21 protein-coding genes are annotated in these 16,585 nt (G+C 37.3%); 16 read left to right on the top strand and 5 right to left on the bottom strand.

The features are described from left to right. Positions 1-5: 5 nt before the first annotated feature. From K9B36_RS02130 to K9B36_RS02120, 3 genes are all read left to right on the top strand, one after another. Positions 6-245 carry a YlbE-like family protein gene (locus K9B36_RS02130; protein ID WP_223700350.1) on the top strand — a complete coding sequence of 80 codons (240 nt, stop codon included), beginning with the start codon at positions 6-8 and terminating at the stop codon, positions 243-245. 167 nt (positions 246-412) lie between these two features. Further along, the gene (locus K9B36_RS02125; RefSeq protein WP_223700349.1) at positions 413-844 is read left to right on the top strand and encodes a DUF2846 domain-containing protein; all 432 of its coding nucleotides are present in this window, start codon (positions 413-415) and stop codon (positions 842-844) included. 71 nt (positions 845-915) lie between these two features. Then, positions 916-1,365 carry a YlbF family regulator gene (locus tag K9B36_RS02120; protein ID WP_223700348.1) on the top strand — a complete coding sequence of 150 codons (450 nt, stop codon included), beginning with the start codon at positions 916-918 and terminating at the stop codon, positions 1,363-1,365. Between the two features lie 35 nt (positions 1,366-1,400). Here K9B36_RS02120 and K9B36_RS02115 read toward each other — a convergent pair whose 3' ends face one another. Then, a complete protein-coding gene (locus K9B36_RS02115) occupies positions 1,401-1,739 on the bottom strand; it encodes a hypothetical protein (RefSeq protein WP_223700347.1) in 339 nt (112 codons plus the stop codon). Between the two features lie 310 nt (positions 1,740-2,049). On the opposite strand from K9B36_RS02115, the gene K9B36_RS02110 reads away from it, so the two are divergent. Next, complete coding sequence (locus K9B36_RS02110; protein WP_223700346.1) at positions 2,050-2,325, top strand: YlbG family protein; 276 nt, start codon at positions 2,050-2,052, stop codon at positions 2,323-2,325. 92 nt (positions 2,326-2,417) lie between these two features. On the opposite strand, the gene K9B36_RS02105 is transcribed toward K9B36_RS02110, so the two are convergent. Beyond that, complete coding sequence (locus K9B36_RS02105; RefSeq protein WP_223700345.1) at positions 2,418-2,807, bottom strand: DUF7147 family protein; 390 nt, start codon at positions 2,805-2,807, stop codon at positions 2,418-2,420. A gap of 123 nt (positions 2,808-2,930) precedes the next feature. Here K9B36_RS02105 and K9B36_RS02100 point away from each other — a divergent pair, with 123 nt between their 5' ends. From K9B36_RS02100 to coaD, 3 genes are all read left to right on the top strand, one after another. Further along, positions 2,931-3,251 carry a hypothetical protein gene (locus K9B36_RS02100; protein ID WP_223700344.1) on the top strand — a complete coding sequence of 107 codons (321 nt, stop codon included), beginning with the start codon at positions 2,931-2,933 and terminating at the stop codon, positions 3,249-3,251. A gap of 370 nt (positions 3,252-3,621) precedes the next feature. Further along, positions 3,622-4,194, top strand: a complete 573-nt coding sequence (rsmD, locus tag K9B36_RS02095) for a 16S rRNA (guanine(966)-N(2))-methyltransferase RsmD (RefSeq protein ID WP_223700343.1) — start codon at positions 3,622-3,624, stop codon at positions 4,192-4,194. Position 4,195: 1 nt separating this feature from the next. Then, positions 4,196-4,684, top strand: coding sequence for a pantetheine-phosphate adenylyltransferase (coaD, locus tag K9B36_RS02090; RefSeq protein ID WP_223700342.1), 489 nt, complete (start codon positions 4,196-4,198; stop codon positions 4,682-4,684). A gap of 192 nt (positions 4,685-4,876) precedes the next feature. Here the strand turns inward: coaD and ylbJ are convergent, their stop codons facing one another. Beyond that, the gene (ylbJ, locus tag K9B36_RS02085; protein ID WP_223700341.1) at positions 4,877-6,112 is read right to left on the bottom strand and encodes a sporulation integral membrane protein YlbJ; all 1,236 of its coding nucleotides are present in this window, start codon (positions 6,110-6,112) and stop codon (positions 4,877-4,879) included. Positions 6,113-6,417: 305 nt separating this feature from the next. Between ylbJ and K9B36_RS02080 the strand changes: the two genes are divergently transcribed. Both K9B36_RS02080 and K9B36_RS02075 read left to right on the top strand, forming a co-directional pair. Beyond that, positions 6,418-7,215, top strand: a complete 798-nt coding sequence (locus tag K9B36_RS02080; protein ID WP_223700340.1) for a patatin-like phospholipase family protein — start codon at positions 6,418-6,420, stop codon at positions 7,213-7,215. Beyond that, positions 7,205-8,224: a SepM family pheromone-processing serine protease gene (locus tag K9B36_RS02075; RefSeq protein ID WP_223700339.1), complete on the top strand. Its 1,020-nt coding sequence runs from the start codon at positions 7,205-7,207 to the stop codon at positions 8,222-8,224. Before K9B36_RS02080 ends, K9B36_RS02075 begins: the two co-directional genes overlap by 11 nt. A 35-nt stretch (positions 8,225-8,259) precedes the next feature. Here the strand turns inward: K9B36_RS02075 and K9B36_RS02070 are convergent, their stop codons facing one another. Continuing rightward, on the bottom strand, positions 8,260-9,504 hold the full coding sequence (locus K9B36_RS02070) for a nucleotidyltransferase (protein ID WP_223700338.1): 1,245 nt from the start codon (positions 9,502-9,504) through the stop codon (positions 8,260-8,262). Positions 9,505-9,666: 162 nt separating this feature from the next. Between K9B36_RS02070 and K9B36_RS02065 the strand changes: the two genes are divergently transcribed. The 5 genes from K9B36_RS02065 to K9B36_RS02045 all read left to right on the top strand — a co-directional run bounded on the left by K9B36_RS02065 (position 9,667) and on the right by K9B36_RS02045 (position 13,590). After that, positions 9,667-10,182, top strand: a complete 516-nt coding sequence (locus K9B36_RS02065; RefSeq protein ID WP_223700337.1) for a YceD family protein — start codon at positions 9,667-9,669, stop codon at positions 10,180-10,182. A gap of 44 nt (positions 10,183-10,226) precedes the next feature. Further along, the gene (rpmF, locus tag K9B36_RS02060) at positions 10,227-10,400 is read left to right on the top strand and encodes a 50S ribosomal protein L32 (RefSeq protein WP_223700336.1); all 174 of its coding nucleotides are present in this window, start codon (positions 10,227-10,229) and stop codon (positions 10,398-10,400) included. Positions 10,401-11,569: 1,169 nt separating this feature from the next. Next, complete coding sequence (locus K9B36_RS02055) at positions 11,570-12,349, top strand: enoyl-CoA hydratase/isomerase family protein (RefSeq protein ID WP_223700335.1); 780 nt, start codon at positions 11,570-11,572, stop codon at positions 12,347-12,349. A gap of 93 nt (positions 12,350-12,442) precedes the next feature. Further along, positions 12,443-13,057 (top strand): RsfA family transcriptional regulator, encoded by a 615-nt coding sequence (locus K9B36_RS02050; protein WP_223700334.1) that lies wholly within the window; start codon positions 12,443-12,445, stop codon positions 13,055-13,057. A 119-nt stretch (positions 13,058-13,176) separates the two neighbouring features. Further along, positions 13,177-13,590: a thiol-disulfide oxidoreductase DCC family protein gene (locus K9B36_RS02045; protein WP_223700333.1), complete on the top strand. Its 414-nt coding sequence runs from the start codon at positions 13,177-13,179 to the stop codon at positions 13,588-13,590. Between the two features lie 434 nt (positions 13,591-14,024). On the opposite strand, the gene K9B36_RS02040 is transcribed toward K9B36_RS02045, so the two are convergent. Continuing rightward, entirely contained in the window at positions 14,025-14,522 is a 498-nt protein-coding gene (locus K9B36_RS02040) for an N-acetyltransferase (protein WP_223700332.1), read from the bottom strand. Between the two features lie 298 nt (positions 14,523-14,820). Here K9B36_RS02040 and K9B36_RS02035 point away from each other — a divergent pair, with 298 nt between their 5' ends. Both K9B36_RS02035 and K9B36_RS02030 read left to right on the top strand, forming a co-directional pair. Continuing rightward, positions 14,821-16,167: an acetyl-CoA carboxylase biotin carboxylase subunit gene (locus K9B36_RS02035; protein ID WP_223700331.1), complete on the top strand. Its 1,347-nt coding sequence runs from the start codon at positions 14,821-14,823 to the stop codon at positions 16,165-16,167. A 202-nt stretch (positions 16,168-16,369) separates the two neighbouring features. Next, positions 16,370-16,582 carry an acetyl-CoA carboxylase biotin carboxyl carrier protein subunit gene (locus K9B36_RS02030; RefSeq protein ID WP_223700330.1) on the top strand — a complete coding sequence of 71 codons (213 nt, stop codon included), beginning with the start codon at positions 16,370-16,372 and terminating at the stop codon, positions 16,580-16,582. The last annotated feature ends 3 nt before the right edge of the window (positions 16,583-16,585 follow it).

Raw genomic sequence — 16,585 nt, 5'->3', positions numbered from 1 at the left:
CAAATATGAGAAAAGATGTTTATGACTATATTCAAAAGAAAAAAACACTAAAAACCTATTTGAAAGAACAACCAATATGGTACAGAACACTAACAAGGAATCCAGAAAAACTAAATGATTTTGAACTTTCTTCTATGCATTACTACAAACAAACCATTCCACATAAAGTGGAAAAATTTCAAGACTCTGTTCAAATGGCATCGATGATGGTTCATATGTTTCAAACCATGAAGAATATGGACTAAATGTATGAAGGCTCCTTTTTAATGGCGATAGCTACACTTAGCTACTGCCATTGCTAAAGGTTAAAAGCAGCAATATGTCGAACGAAGACACTTTTTTTGTATACTATCTAGAATAGAAACACCCGTATCCTCCCAAACTAAACAAAAATAACGGGAGGAGCTTTTTTATGAAAAAAATTTCATGTGTCTTTGTATGTTTAGTATTAATGCTTTTAGTAGCTTGTAAAGAGGATCAGCAAAAACCAGAAGCTAATGTTGCAACCGCTCATCAAGAGGCTTCGATCTATGTGAAAGAGGTTAGTGCTGTTACAAAAAAGCCATTAACGATGACTGTTCATCATCGGACGAAAAATCAGCAAGTTTATGTCGAATGCATTGTAGCTCCTGATTTTCATTTTACAGAAAAAAGAAAAAAGAAAAAATACGGAGAAGGTCATTTAGATGTTTACCTTAATAATAAAAAGATTGGCGTCTTTTCACAAGGAGCATTTATTCTAAAAGACCTGGAGAAAGGAAAACATAGTGTCACAATGAAGCTTATTCACAATGATGAGACCGAATATGGAATTGCCGAAACTTTCGAGGTGAATGTTAAGTGATAAATCCTCTATGCTTCATTATACTTCCGTGATAAAACATGGTATGATGGAAAACGGAGGTATATTCTAAGATGATAACTACATTTGAGCATGTCCAAATAGTAGACAAAGCAGAAGAATTAGCGAAAATGGTATGGCAATCAGAGCTAGCTGAAAATTACCATCGTTGTTTAAATAAAGTTCAACAAGATAAAGAGGCACAAGATTTAATAAGTGCTTTTCATAATATGAAAGACCGTTTTGATGAAGTGCAACGCTTTGGAAAGTATCACCCGGATTATCGTAAAGTTACATTAGAAACAAGAGAATTAAAACGTAAAGTTGATTTGCAGGAATCCATCCATGCCTTCAAACAGGCAGAGGATGAGATCCAAAAAACTCTTGACGAAATTAGTGTGATGATTGGTAAAGCCGTTTCGGAGAATGTGAAGGTTCCGACCGGAAATCCATTCTTTGACTCTCTATCGAGTTGTGGCGGTGGCTGCGGCTCTGGTGGTGGCTGTGGTTGCAAAGCAAGTTAATATAGGTTATCGAGACTACATTGCTAGTCTCTTTTTTAAGTTCTCTTTCTTAATCGAATACAATCCGGACAAAGATTTCCACAACAGAACATTTTTTCTTGAGGCACATAAAAGCGGTGCCGGTAGACGAACTGTGGTGTTGCATCCTGACGTACGAAATTGGTTTCAACGGTAACTCGCTTCTGAAACATGGCTTGTTTTGAACAAGCCGAAATAATGGAAAAGCCATGATCATCCCAAGCCGACACATCGGTCTTATTCACTTTTACATATAAAAAAGGTATGCCGGTTATGTTCTTGCGATAACAGCTTTCTACAAGTTCGCTTTGACTTAATTTTGTTAAAAAAGAGGACCATATCTCCTGAAGCTCCATAAGAAATTCTCCCTCCTTTATTAGCAGGTTTTAATATATGAAAGGGAAAGCGGAGTGTAAAGAAAACAAGTAATATATGATTTTTCACATATTTTAGGCTGTTTATGTATGTTATCTTCTACATATCCATGCTAAAATAAGTAAAAAGGATTGTAAAAGAAAATACTATAAGAATAATATACGATAGCTCTAGTGCTATTTCTAAAAAGAAGTGTTGATGAATCTTCTGTACTGCTGTGATTAGCTGAGCCTTTTGCGTAGTCTAACAGCGAGAAATAAGTCTAGAATTATTAAAAGGGGTAAAAAACGTATGCTGACACAAAGACAGGGCATTGTAGTATGGTTACATTCGTTAAAACAAGCCAAGCTTTTGCGACGTTATGGCAATGTCATTTATATATCAAAAAAATTAAAATATGTTGTATTTTATTGTGACGCAGAAGAATCTGGCATTTTGGTGGAGAAGTTAAATAAGCAATCCTATGTGAAGAAGGTGGACGTCTCCCACAAACCTTCCATTAAGACTCATTATGAAAACTCTAGACCAGATAAAGCCAAAGAGTATGATTATAAAATGGGACTATAATCCCGATAGGATAAAAGCAGTACAGTTTAACTTTTATGTTAGACAGTGTACTGCTTTTTTTGTTGAGGGTAATGCCTTTAATAAGGTTCGTGTTATCTGAGTGCTGGAATATAATGGTTTAACCGTAGGATGCCTGTAATGTACTGAAAGAATAATTCCTTTTCTGCAAAAGTAGTAGAGGGCTTTATGTCCATCTGGATAATTTGTTTTTTTAATGAAGCTGCAAGTGCTTCAAATGCTTTAACCCTCTTATTTGGTTGATAATGGGGATTTGGAATGCCTTCAAGGCAGATATATATTGCTTGAAAATCACCAGGAGTTGTCGGTTTCATTACGGCAGCTAAGGATGTAACCTTTTTGCCCTTTTTTTCAGTATGAAACATTATAAGATGCTGTAAACGTTCATTATTGTATTTTGCTAATTCCATTAGCTCGTATATATCAGAATAGCCTTCACCAAGTTCTATAAAACGTTGAATCAAGTTCATTTCTCCTTTTCATAAACAAATTTAACCTAACACTATAATTAGAATCACGGTTTTACTTTAACACTTCTTGCATAAAAATAGAAGAACAATACAGAAAGGTTGAAAGGAGGATTGGGTATGCTTTGGATATTCATAAGTGTACTTGTGGTTTTGTTAATCGTTTTCTTTCACGATCATTTTCTTCAAAGAAAATCTTCTAAAGATAAGCCGTTACCTTTAAATGGCCTTCTTGTTTCAGGAGCATTGTTTTACCTTTTATCTAATGGATTTATCACAGAAGAAGAGGGAAATGTGCTAGAACAAAAAAGTTTAGATGAGATTGAAAATTATATCCTGGACAAAAAAATACTAACCAAACAAGAATGGGTGGACCTATGTCTAACCAAGACAAATTCAGTCGCTTTGGAAGAGGTCGGTAAAGATATCCCCTATATGTAAAATATGAATAACACCTTTATTAAGATTCACTCAACAATAGGCTGTGGCGCATTTAAATAAAGTGCGTAACAAAAAAACCCTGCATGGATACCCATGCAGGGTCCTTCTATCCCCTGAACTTTTTCAGGTTAAGAAGGCAAAGGGAGAGGAGAAACCGGAGGAAGAACTTATGGGGAAACGTAAGCCTTCTCCGCGGTTGGCAACAACATCACACGAATAGATGTTGTTATTGCTAAGTATGAACCAAATTAGGGAAAGCTATACACCGATTAGCATATTAGTTTTATTTGGAATAAAAGCTTTTGAAATTAATGTCGAATATGATAGGATATTGGTAGTCGAGAACAAGAATAGAGTAGTGGTGAAATTTATGAGAGTAGTATCTGGAAAATTAAAAGGTAGACAGTTGAAAGCGGTTCCAGGCATGAACACCCGACCAACGACTGATAAAGTGAAAGAATCTGTGTTTAACATAATAGGTCCTTACTTCGATGGAGGGTTAGCGTTAGATCTTTTCGGTGGAAGTGGCTCCTTGGGGATTGAAGCACTAAGTCGTGGTATCGATAAAGTAATATTTGTTGATAAAGATGGAAAAGCAATTCAAACCATCAAGCAAAACATAGAAGCCTTTAACCTGGAGTCGAGTGTAGAAATTTATCGTAATGACGCTGCGAGAGCCTTAAATGCCCTACAGAAGCGTGAGGTTGCATTTGACTTAATTCTACTCGATCCACCATATAAAAGGCATCAGCTGGAAGACCTGATACATAAAATTAGTGATTATCAATTATTGAGTAAAGAAGGCTTGATAATGGCTGAACACAGCAAAGAAGTTGAATTGCCTGTAGATCTTGGAACGTTCACTAGAACGAAACAAGAGCATTACGGTCTCACGGTCATCTCAGTCTATAGATTTGCGGTAAAAGATGAAGGGGGAAATTAAGGTGGCTACTGTTGCAGTTTGTCCGGGAAGCTTTGATCCGGTAACTTTTGGACACATGGATATTATTAAAAGAGCGTCAAAGGTTTTTGACAAAGTTTATGTTTGCGTATTAAATAATACATCAAAAAAACCATTGTTTACAGTAGATGAAAGAGTATCCCTGCTTAAAGAAGTTACAAGAGAATTTGGTAATGTGGAAGTAGAAGATTTTCACGGATTATTGATTGATTATGCCAGAAGCAAAAAGGCAAGTTCTATTGTAAGGGGCTTGCGAGCGGTATCGGACTTTGAATATGAAATGCAAATAACTTCTATGAATAGAGTGTTAGACGAAAGTATCGAAACACTTTTCATGATGACCAATAATCAGTATTCCTTCTTGAGCTCAAGCATTGTTAAAGAGGTAGCGAAATACAATGGAGCCGTTTCAGAATTGGTACCTCCTATAGTGGAAGAGGCACTTAAGGAAAAGTTTCAAGAGCAAACTTAAGAACGGAAACCAACCAGCACAAGGCTTACATGTGCTGGTTTTTTAAAATGCTTTTTTAATAATCGGCAATCGTAGACTTCACTATCCTATTCACTTGATTTGATTTTGCTACATCGTTAACCTTCATTTCAAATACTGTTCCGATTATTCTCCTTCAATATTTTAAGCCAACATTAAACTTCATGTATCATTCTAAACTCGTACATTGTTATTTCTTTTGAAATATATCATTATATAAATCCAAAGCATCCCTACGGTGAACACTGGTCCGTATTTGCTCAGTAGTAAAAGAGAGTGTTCCCAGAAGCCAGCAGTAATATATGGAGCAAATACGGGAAGATCGACTGCTGTATTTTCTATTCCGCCCAATCTTCTATCAAGAGGTTTCCATGCTACAAAAGTAATTAAAGCAGCAAAAAAACCATGTATGATTCTAGCGAAAAAAAATGGTTTAAATTTAATATCTGATTCTGCTAAAATACTAGCCACTTGTGCTTGTACAGATAAGCCGCTAAAAGCTAGAAAAAAGCTAGTAACGATGATTTGATCCATTAATGATACATCCAAAACTTCACTAGTTAATTTACCTCCTAAAGTAATTTCAAATATACCCGAGATAAAAGGAATACTTAGTTCGGGGGAAAGATGAAAAAATTGAAAAAATATACTTACGAGGGTAGCTAATAAAGCAGTGAAGTGTATTAGAGATAACATACTATTTAGTACGGAAAATAATATTAGAAATCCTCCTACCATTAATAGTGTTTGGACGGAAGAAAGGACAGCATCTCCTAAAAGCTTGCCAAGAGGCTTATGGTTTTTAATTCTAGTTTCATGAAGCTGCCTAAACGCTCTGCGAAAAAAAGCTTTTTTAGCTCCTTTGTAGGTTTGCTCTTTTTTGTTATCTTTATAATAGGGTCCGTAAAAGCGCATCACTAAGCCGACACATACATTGCCTAAATAATGAGCTAATGCCAGGATGATTCCTACCTTGGCATTATGGAAAAAGCCTACGGCAATTGCACCAAATATAAATAATGGGTTTGAGGAGTTTGTAAAAGAAACAAGACGTTCTGCTTCATAAGCAGTTATTTGATTTTCTTGGCGAAGTCGAACCGTTAACTTTGCCCCAGATGGATAGCCTGATGCCATTCCCATCGCCCATACAAACCCGCCAACACCCGGGACGCGGAAAAGAGGTCTCATAAGCGGCTCTAATAAAACACCTATAAAAGCAACTACCCCAAAGCCTATCAATAGCTCACTAATAATTAGAAAAGGTAATAAGGACGGGAAGACGATTTCCCACCACATGGTAAGTCCTCTTAAACTTGCTTCAAAAGAAGCGCGCGGATTGAGAATAAGCGATAAAGCCAATAGGGATATTATAAATGCAAAGAATAGTGTTTTTAACTTTGAGTAGTTCACTCATGTAGCCTCCTAATTAAACTTGGAAAATAGTTAAAGTGCTAAAGGAGCTCTTGAATTGAAGACTTCTTTTAGTACAAGTATGAGTAGGTTTTTGATAGAATGTTATTAATTACCTTAGTCAAATAGAATGGTTTGTCCATCTTACCTTTCAATATACGTGGTTGAGGTAGAGATTTAGAACAAAAATCCCCTTAAATTTGTATGGTTTGTTCACGATAAAAAGGAGATTGGCGTATAATATAACAAGTAAGAATAGATTTAATAATGAGGGATAATGGCTTTAACAAGCTTGAGGTGATAACTTGAGAGAACCGAAAATTGGAGTCGCACTGGGGTCCGGGGGTGCAAGAGGATTTGCCCATCTTGGTGTGCTGAAAGTACTACAAGAAGAACAAATACCGATAAAGCTAATAGCAGGTAGCAGCATGGGTGCATTAGTAGGTAGTTTCTTTGCTATGGGCCATGAGATGGACCGGCTATATAAAATTGCGACCGCTTTTAAAAGAAAATATTATTTAGATTTTACTGTTCCTAAAATGGGGTTTGTCAGTGGTAACCGGGTCAAGGATTTATTGCGGATGTTTACCCAAAATAAAAATATTGAAGATCTGTCCATTCCATTGGCCATCGTAGCTACAGATATAGAGAGAGCGGAAAAAGTCGTTTTTACGAAAGGTTCAATAGCAGATGCGGTTAGAGCTAGCATTTCCATCCCAGGCATATTTGTGCCTGAGAAGGTTGATGGCCGATTACTTGTTGATGGAGGGGTTATAGATCGTGTTCCCGTTAGTGTTGCAAAAGACATGGGGGCGGATATTGTCATTGCAATAGACGTATCCAATGTTAAGACAAATGAACCTATTGATTCTATCTTTGATGTTATTTTACAAACAATTGATATTATGCAAAATGAGCTTGTTAAGAAAAGTGAATTAGAAGCCGATGTCATGCTGCGTCCTCCAGTTGGACATTATAGCTCACGGGCTTTTACAAACATTGAGGAAATTATCAGGATAGGGGAAGAAGAAACAAAAAGATATATTCCCTTAATTCGAAAGAAGATTGAGGAGTGGAAGGAGAAACAGCAGGATGAAGAATAAATTTTATTTAAATTCCCTTATTATTGGGATTATTATTGCAGTTGTTTTGAATTTCATCACCTTGCCCTATTATGTTACAAGACCGGGGGATGCTCAAGACCTTAGCCCATTAGTAGAAGTGGAAGGTGGTAATGAGGGGGCAGGTAACTTCATGCTTACTACTGTTAAGATGGGTAAAGCCAATGTATTTACGTATGCTTTCGCAAAGTTTAGTGAATATCAAAACATATATCCGATTAATCAAATTCGTAGTGAAGATGAATCGGATGAAGAATACTCCTACAGACAGTTACATATGATGGAGAACTCTAAAGAAACAGCAATTAAAGTTGCTTATGAGAAGGCAGGTAAGGAAGTAGAACTATTATCAAGAGGAGTTTACGTTTTTACTGTTCTTAAAGGAATGCCGGCTGAAAACAAATTAGCAATTGGCGATAGAATCACCCATATTAATGGCGAGGAGACTTCCACCTCAGAGATTTTTATGGAAAAAGTAGGCGAAATGGAAATTGGAGACACTATTGAAGTAACATATGATCGTAATGAAAGGGAAGAAACAACGGAAATTAAACTTGGTGAACATCCGGAAAAAGCTGGCGCGCCGGGTATAGGAATAAGCTTACTTACCGATTATGAAATCTCTACTAATCCTTCAATTACCATTGATACAGCCCAAATTGGCGGACCATCAGCGGGCTTAATGTTCTCCCTTGAGGTGTATAATCAATTAGTTGAAGAGGATATAACCAAAGGATATAAGATTGCCGGAACAGGTGCCATTAATGTAGATGGAGAAGTGCAACGTATCGGCGGCATCTCACAAAAAATTGTTGCAGCCGACAATTCGGGTGTGGATCTCTTCTTTGCTCCAAATGAAAATGGTGCAGAAAACTCTAATTACGAAGAAGCCTTAAAGGCCGCAGAAGATATAAATACAAAAATGAAGATTATACCAATAAACACCTTTGACGATGCCATCAATTATTTGGACTCATTAGAACCCAAATAAACGAAAAGAACTCCCCATAATTAAATGGGGAGGTTTTAGTTCTGAAATTTTTGTTTTTCTTTATCATAACGGATTGGCGGTTTTGAATACTCTAATTTCATCCAATCACTGCGAGCGGGCTCATGGAATTTCATTGCAAAAGTGTTTGTGGCACGGATATCCATATCAAGCATTTCACTTTCAAGGGCAGAAACCTTTGATACCAATGGAAGACCAAGATCCTTTTTCGTTTGTTTTAAATAAGCTTGGCCTTTTTCTGACATGCCAAGCAGTCTGATATAATCGCTTTGTTTGTTTTGGGAAACCTTTTGCATCTTTTCTTTGTTAGTATTCGTCAAAAGATGAGTGCACATTCTTTGGAGTCTCGTCCAGGTGTAGCGTTTGGTTTTTAGTTTGGTCATAAATTCTACATAATTTTTGCTTTCTTTCATGCATTGTTGTAACCTGTATTCTAGTCCTTCTTCCACTTCATAAATTTCTGAGAGTTCAGAAGCAGTGCTACACAATACTCGGTATTTAAGCAAATCAAAATAATCTTCCCAACGATGAAATCCGCCTGTGCTTTTAAGATAATGCGATAAAAGCTGATAGGTGCCATTTGGGACATATTGACCGACGGTATTAATATTCCCGTTGTTTTCAAATAAAGCTTTCCGAATACTCGTTGCACTGGCAATGGTCGAAGAGTTAAACTCCGGATCGTGATAGCCGGCATTTGTTCGTTCGATCGTAAAAGCATGTAATGGACTATGTTGTTCTTTAATGGCTTTCACATAGTGGTAGCCTAGAATATTATTTGGTTTTGTTAGATCTAATACATGAACATCTTTTGTAAGGGTAGAGAAGGCTAGGGAAGCGGCTTTAGGGAAACTGTTACCCTCTTGACTAAAGGATTGTACCAGGGTATCATACTCTTCCTTTTTGTCATTCATTAAATTAATGGTACGTTCAAAGTCTTTAATATTCCCTTGTTCGCTTCCAAAGCAGACTGTTTCACAGTTTAAACCTGTCAAAATCGATATAGCTCCACTTGCAAACAGTTCTGCTTTTTGAGTGGCAAACGCATAAGGTAATTCTATAACAATGTCTACACCATTTATTAAAGCCATTTTTGTACGCGTCCATTTAGAAACAAGAGCAGGTTCTCCGCGCTGTAAAAATTGGCCACTCATTACAGCAATGACTACATCTGCATTTGTCATTTTAATGGATTCTTCTAAATGAAACATATGTCCATTATGAAAAGGATTATATTCTACAACTACTCCTAGAGATCTCATTTTTTGCTCCTTATTTAAATTATATATTTTTTCAGCTATTTTTTATAAGATACTTGTTCATAATAAACGAGTATGTTTATAATTATAGTGTAAAGAAAAAATATTGACAAATAAACGCGTGAAAGCTATAATTACTTTTGTTGCCTTGAGGTGAATATTTTGTTGAAATGGACATTATTCGAGTTAAACCAGTTACAACATAAGGGTTTAGAAATCGATGAAACAGTTGATGTAAATGATATTACGACAAATAGTGAAATTCGATCTATTGATCCAGTTCACGTAATTGGTAGAGCTGATTTAAGTTCTAAAAAAGTTACATTTCATTTAACAGTGGAAGGTAGCATGGTTTTACCTTGTTCACGTACTTTGGTTGATGTGGACTATCCTTTTACAATTAAAACAACTGAAACATTCTTATTTCAGCCTGCAGAATACGAAAGTGACGATGAAATTTTGCATATGGTCGAGGGAGATGTGATCGACTTATTACCAATTATTCGTGAAGCTATCATTCTTGAAGTACCGATGCAAATATTCAGCGAATCTCCCGATAAGGAAGAGGCTGCACCTCAGTCTGGTAAAGACTGGGACGTCATTTCAGAAAAGGATCAAACAACTAAAGTTGATCCTCGACTTGCCGGACTGGCTAAGTTTTTTGAGAAGGACCAAGAGTAAACATCGCTTAAGTGATTGTTGCTCGTTTTAAGGAGGTGGGAAGAATGGCTGTACCTTTTAGAAGAACGTCTAAAACTGTGAAGAGAAAGCGTCGTACACACTTTAAACTACAAGTTCCTGGTATGGTAGAATGCCCAAGCTGCGGTGAAATGAAATTAGCACACCGTATTTGTAAAGCATGTGGTACCTACAAAGGAAAAGAAGTAGTAAATAAATAATAAAAAAAGCACAAGGCTTCATGCCTTGTGCTTTTTTTATTTATTGTCCACTTAAAGTTGAGCCTTCACAAATAAAAAGTATATTATGAAGTTTATTCTATCTAACGGCTAACGCCTGCGGGAGTCTTCCTAAAGCACTATCTCTTTGCAAGGAGTCTCCGCCTTTCAATCGATCCACAGCTGGGATTCTTAGAATCGCATGTTGCTCAGTTGAAACAATAATCCATAGGTTGGTTAAGGAATACCTTTCTATTAAGAGACATCCACTTGTACATGGAACTTTGAAAGGTCTCTTTGAACACCGCTGTTACTCTCCACGAAAGGCTCCGCGTCCGCGGAGTGCTTGGGAAGCCTCCTCGGCTAAACGCCTGCGGGGTCTACCCAAAGCACTATCTCCCGCAGGAGTCTCCGCCTTTCGTTCCGATTCACAGCTTGGTTACTTATTACTTAGAATCGAATGTTACTCATTTGAAATAGAAATCCATAGCTAGTAGGTAAAGTGAAATCTTTCTATTCAAGGGATCTTCATAAGTAGAAATTCCTCCATTTAAAAAGTAGAGAAATTCATCGCATATAAAGTGCTCCCCCCTGTGAATTGGAGTGGAAGGTGATCGACTCCAGCGGGAGATAGCGGTAGACGGGAGACCCCGCAGGCGCAGCAAGGCCACTGAAAAACTGAAAACATATAGTTTAGGTGGATTTTAGCTGTGGATTGGAGCAAATGGCGTAGACTCCAGCGGGGGAGTAGCGACAAACTTGAGACCCCGCAGGGCATAGCCCGAGGAGGCTCAAGGTCGCCCCGCGGAAAGCGAAGCCATTTGCGGAAAGTAACAGCGGTGTTTAACCAAAACCTAAAATTATGTACTTTTTCAGTGGCCACGGCGCAGCCGAGGAGGCTCCCGCACCGCCCCGCGGAAAGCGAAGCCATTTGCGGATAGTAACAGCGGTGTTTAACCAAAACCTACAATTATGTACTTTTTCAGTGGCCACGGCGCAGCAGAGGTTGCTCCCGCTCCGCCCCGCGGAAAGCGAACACCTAGAACGGAAAGGAACAGGGAGTTCTAAAGGAACCCAACTACTTCAATAGATCTTCAATAAAAAACTTATTCACCTCTGCACTCTCTTCCTATAAAATTAAATCAAACAATAAAAGGTGGCTTACAACAATCATGGATACCCAAAAAGTGATTACTTATAAAGATGAAAATAATATATATTGGTTCCAAATCAATCGTCCGAATACCCGAAACGCAATTGATTATGATGTTATGAATACACTTCAAGAAGTAATTGAAACTGTTAAAAAAGATCCCTCGGTACGTGCCCTTATTATTACAGGTGCTGGAAACAAATCTTTTTGCTCAGGCGGAGACTTATCGGTATTTCATGCCCTATATACAAAAGAAGAAGCTTATCACATGCTATCAAAAATGGCTAATATCTTATACTCTCTTATGGTGCTCCCTCTACCTACATATGCCATTCTAAACGGTACTGCAATCGGTGGAGGGTGTGAGATTGCTACTGCATGCGATTATCGTTGGGCAACAAATAAAGACGTTAAACTTGGTTTTGTACAAGGAAATCTCGGTATCACTACTGGGTGGGGAGGAGCCAGTATGCTTTTTGAAAAAATGCCTATACCCATTGCTTCAAGATTACTAATGTCCAGTAAGATATTTTCTGCTGAAGAAGGGGAAAAATTGGGGTTTATTCAAGAAGTTTTAAACAGTAATGGTGACGGTATTGATATAGGTGAAAAAATCACCAATGACCTCATCACTTCTCCACAAGTTTTGAGAGGCTACAAGGAAGCGTTAGTCTCAAAATGGAACCAGACAAACCTTAAGGAAAGAATTCAAAAAGAAGTGGAAAATTGTTCGGTTTTATGGGAAATGGATGAGCACCATGAAGCAGTTGCACAATTTCTCCAAAGCAAGAAAAAATAGAAGAATAGCTATCTTTTTACTTTGAGTTTTAGTCTATCTATTCTACTACACGCATATATATAGAATAAAAATGTGTGTTAGGGGTGATGCGTTTTGTCTACCGTACGTCAAGATGCCTGGACTCAGGATGAAGATCTATTGTTGGCCGAAGTGGTTTTACGATATATAAGAGATGGAGGCACGCAGTTGACGGCCTTTGAAGAAGTGGGAAAAAAGCTTTCCCGAACATCTGCTGCATGTGGTTTTAGGTGGAATTCATATGTAAGAAAACAATATAAATCTGGTATTGAGCTTGCCAAGAAACAAAGAAAAGAACTTAAGAAAGAACAGTCTCTAAACCTACCGGAACCAGTGGGAATTGATTATAATAGTCTGAATAGCAAATTTCAAGGAGATAATCTTACAATCTCTGCAGTAATCAGTTACTTAAACCACTTAGAGCAACTTGAAAATGAATATACTAAGTTGAAAGAAGAAAATTACACACTAAAAAGAAAAATAGAAAACCTAGAAAAAGAAGTTCAAATATTAGGAGAAGCAAAGCTAGAACTGGAAACCTCGATGAGTCTTGTGGAAGAGGACTATAGGGCACTTATTGAGATAATGGAAAGAGCTCGAAAAATGGTTGTGTTGCAGGATGAGGAAAAAAATAAAAAAGTAAAATTTCAGATGGACAGGAATGGAAACCTCGAGAGAGTTGAAAAATAAGAAGAATGGAAGAGGGCCATAGGGGCTCTCTTTGTCTTTACACTCGCGTTTAATCCTATATAATAAAGGTATAAAACTCTACAAGATTGTTATTCCTTTTAAGTGAGGTTTCTTATACTATGTCGAATAATACTTCTTCCAAAGATAATGTGCTTTTATTTGATGGAGTCTGTAATATGTGCAATTCCTTAGTGATTTTTGTGATGAGTAATGATAAAGAAGGAAAATATAAGTTTGCCTCTTTACAATCTGAATCCGGACAAAACCTTTTATCAAAGTTTAATCTTCCCACTAATGATTTTAATAGCTTTATTTATATCATCGGGGACAATTATTATACTAAATCCACAGCGGGGTTAAAAGTGCTAAGAGGATTAGATGGTTTTTGGAAATGTTTATATCCACTAATTTTAATTCCTAAGCCTATAAGAGATGTTGTGTATGCTTTTATTGCAAAGAACCGTTATAGATGGTTTGGAAGAAAGGAACAATGTATGCTTCCAACCCCTGAGATGAAAAAGAGATTCTTATGAAAGTCTCTTTGATTGTTATGGGCTTTTTCCGCATAGATTGTTGTATGCAGGATAGTTTGAGGGGTTTTTGGATAAAGGAAGACTACTGTTAGCCAGCCTGCATGATTATAGTTAGTAAGGAGAGTATAGTGACTTCCCAATCAAGAAAAGGTTAGGAAAATAAACCGTTTTTCGGTGATATTTGGGTAACGGACTCAGTTTTCCATGGGGTACGCACGGAACTCACGTTTGAAGCACCAAAGAGCCTCGAGGCTCACACTTGGATTTCACTTCAAGCACCATGTGCAGATTTACAAGCAACAATAAATTCGAAAAAGGGGAAGTGCGCAGTTTGTGCACTTCCCCTTTTTCGTTATACTCATTTTATTGCTTCTAGGTCAGTTGTTTCTTCCTTTAGAAATTATTGCCGATACTTTCTATGCACTTAAGAAAAATCACTCGGCTGCATCTAGATTAGTTGATTGTGGACGTTCCTGTGCTGTAACCCCATCTGGATACCATACAAGCGGGTTTTCACCAAGGTCCCGTTCTACATCATAATTTACCGTTGTGAAGCCCATCCGATTCCAGAAATCTGCTGATTTAACACGTGGATTAGTTTTGATTGGAAGGCCATAGCCCTTAGCAAACTCAACAAGTTCTTTTCCGAACCCTTTTCGTTGAAAGGAGGATAATACTTCGAGTTTCCATAACTCCAAATACTCCTGCTGAGGTTCAAAATATTTATCAAGTTCTTTAGATACCTTGTATAAACTCATCCGTGCAACTAATTTTTCTCCAAAGTAGATCCCGTAAAAAGGCGATTCGCTGTCATTTTCGATAATATTGGCTTCCAAATCCTCCAGCATCGAAAGTTCTTGAATTCCATATTCTCTAAATTGTTTAAACTCTTCTAAAGTTTTATAGTTAATGGATAACTTCTTAACTGTCATACTTTTTCCCCCTCATGTCTCTCTTAAATACATTGTTGATCTTTGATAAAGCCTTCTATTTATCATATTATTTCAATTGCGCTATTTTAATAATAATTATATAACAAAAAAACAAAAAATTCTGCAATGAATTTCGAAAGCGTTTGCAAAAAAAGAAGGGAATGAAGGAATTATGTAGAATTTATAGAATGTTAGAGGATTTTATGTAGAAAATTACGTCGGAATGAGACGTTGTAGAAATTAATTGTGCAACTTATCCGGCAATTTAAGCTTTTCTATCTAGAAAGGGGATGACCTCATGCAAAAAATACTTATTGCCAATCGGGGAGAAATAGCAGAAAGAATTATTAGAACTTGCAATCGGCTGGGTATAGAAACAGTGGCTGTCTATTCAGAAGCTGATAAGGATCTACCATATGTTCAGCTGGCAACTATTGCGAGACATATTGGAGAAGCACCACCGCAAAAATCTTATTTAAATGTAGAACTATTGCTTAAAATTGCTAAAGAAGAAAACGTGGATGCCGTTCATCCGGGTTACGGCTTTCTTAGTGAAAACGGGCAATTTTGCGAAGAGCTGCAAAATGCAGGTCTGACATTTATCGGCCCCTCAGTAGATGTTATTAGACTGATGGGGGACAAACTTTCTGCAAGGAGAGCTATGATTCAAGCTGGAGTTCCGGTGGTTCCGGGTTCAGAACAACCAGTTGAAACATTTGAAGAAGCGTGCAAATTAGCAGAAGAGATCGGATTTCCAGTCATGCTAAAGGCGAGCGGCGGCGGCGGTGGCATTGGTATGCATCGCTGTGAGAACAAAGAGGATATTGAAAAAACATTTGAGCAAACAAAAAAAAGAGCGAAGGCATATTTTAATAATGAAGATATGTTTATCGAAAAATACGTAGGAAACGCCAAACATATTGAAGTGCAGATTTTTGGCGACAGTTTGGGAAATGTAGTACATATGTATGAAAGAAACTGTTCTGTCCAAAGGCGCAATCAAAAAGTAATTGAGGAGGCACAAAGTCCTTCGATAAGTGAAAAGGCAAGAAAATTAATTTGTGAAGCCGCAGTGTTGGCAGCCAAGCAAGTTAAATATGAAAATGCAGGTACAGTTGAATTTATTATGGACGAAGAGGAAAATTTCTATTTCCTTGAAATGAACACAAGATTGCAAGTGGAGCATCCTGTAACTGAATCTATAACAGGGCTCGATCTTGTAGAATGGCAACTTCATGTAGCAAAAGGTGAGAGTTTACCGTTAGGGCAAGAAGAGATAACAAGTAAAGGTCATTCGATTGAGTTTAGACTCTACGCGGAGGATCCTGTTACATTTTATCCTTCTCCTGGACTGATAACGGAGTGGCAACTTCCAGAGAGTGAAGGTGTGCGTATTGATAGTGGATATGGTCCAGACCTTAAGGTAACTCCCTTTTATGATCCGATGATAGCTAAAATTGTTATATCTGATAGCAGTCGTGAACAAGCAATTGAACGAGCTAAAAACTATTTGGAAAAGGTTAAGGTTTCGGGAATAAAAACCAATCTTCCTTTCCTAAAACGAGTGTTAGAAACAGAAGATTTCTTCAAAGGAAATTACCATACAGGATTTATTCAATCTATGAAGCCGATTATCAATCAATAGTTAAGTCTGCTTTTGCAAGGATTGTTGTATTTGCTCCTATTGTTATAATCCGTATCAAATGTTGCCGTAAAAGCAACTGGGTATTACAGATAAATAACACAGTGAAAAATCCAATTGCCGATTTTTTACGAGCTTACAGCAATAATATTTTCAAAAAGAGCTATAGGTAATCAACACCATGAAAATTTAGGAGGAACTAGTTATGAAGAAAATTGAAGCTTCAATGGCAGGTACAGTTTGGAAGGTATTAGTGGAAACAGGAGATGAAGTTACTGCTGGTCAAACAGTAATGATTTTAGAATCTATGAAAATGGAAATCCCAATTGAGGCGGCAACGGAGGGCAAAGTAACTTCCATCCTGTTTGCTGAAGGCGATTTTGTGAATGATGGAGATGTACTTCTAGAGCTAGAATAAAAC

The sequence above is a fragment of the Sutcliffiella deserti genome (genome assembly GCF_020037475.1).
Taxonomy (GTDB): domain Bacteria; phylum Bacillota; class Bacilli; order Bacillales; family Bacillaceae_I; genus Sutcliffiella_A; species Sutcliffiella_A deserti.
This window is presented reverse-complemented; position numbering and strand designations above follow the sequence as displayed.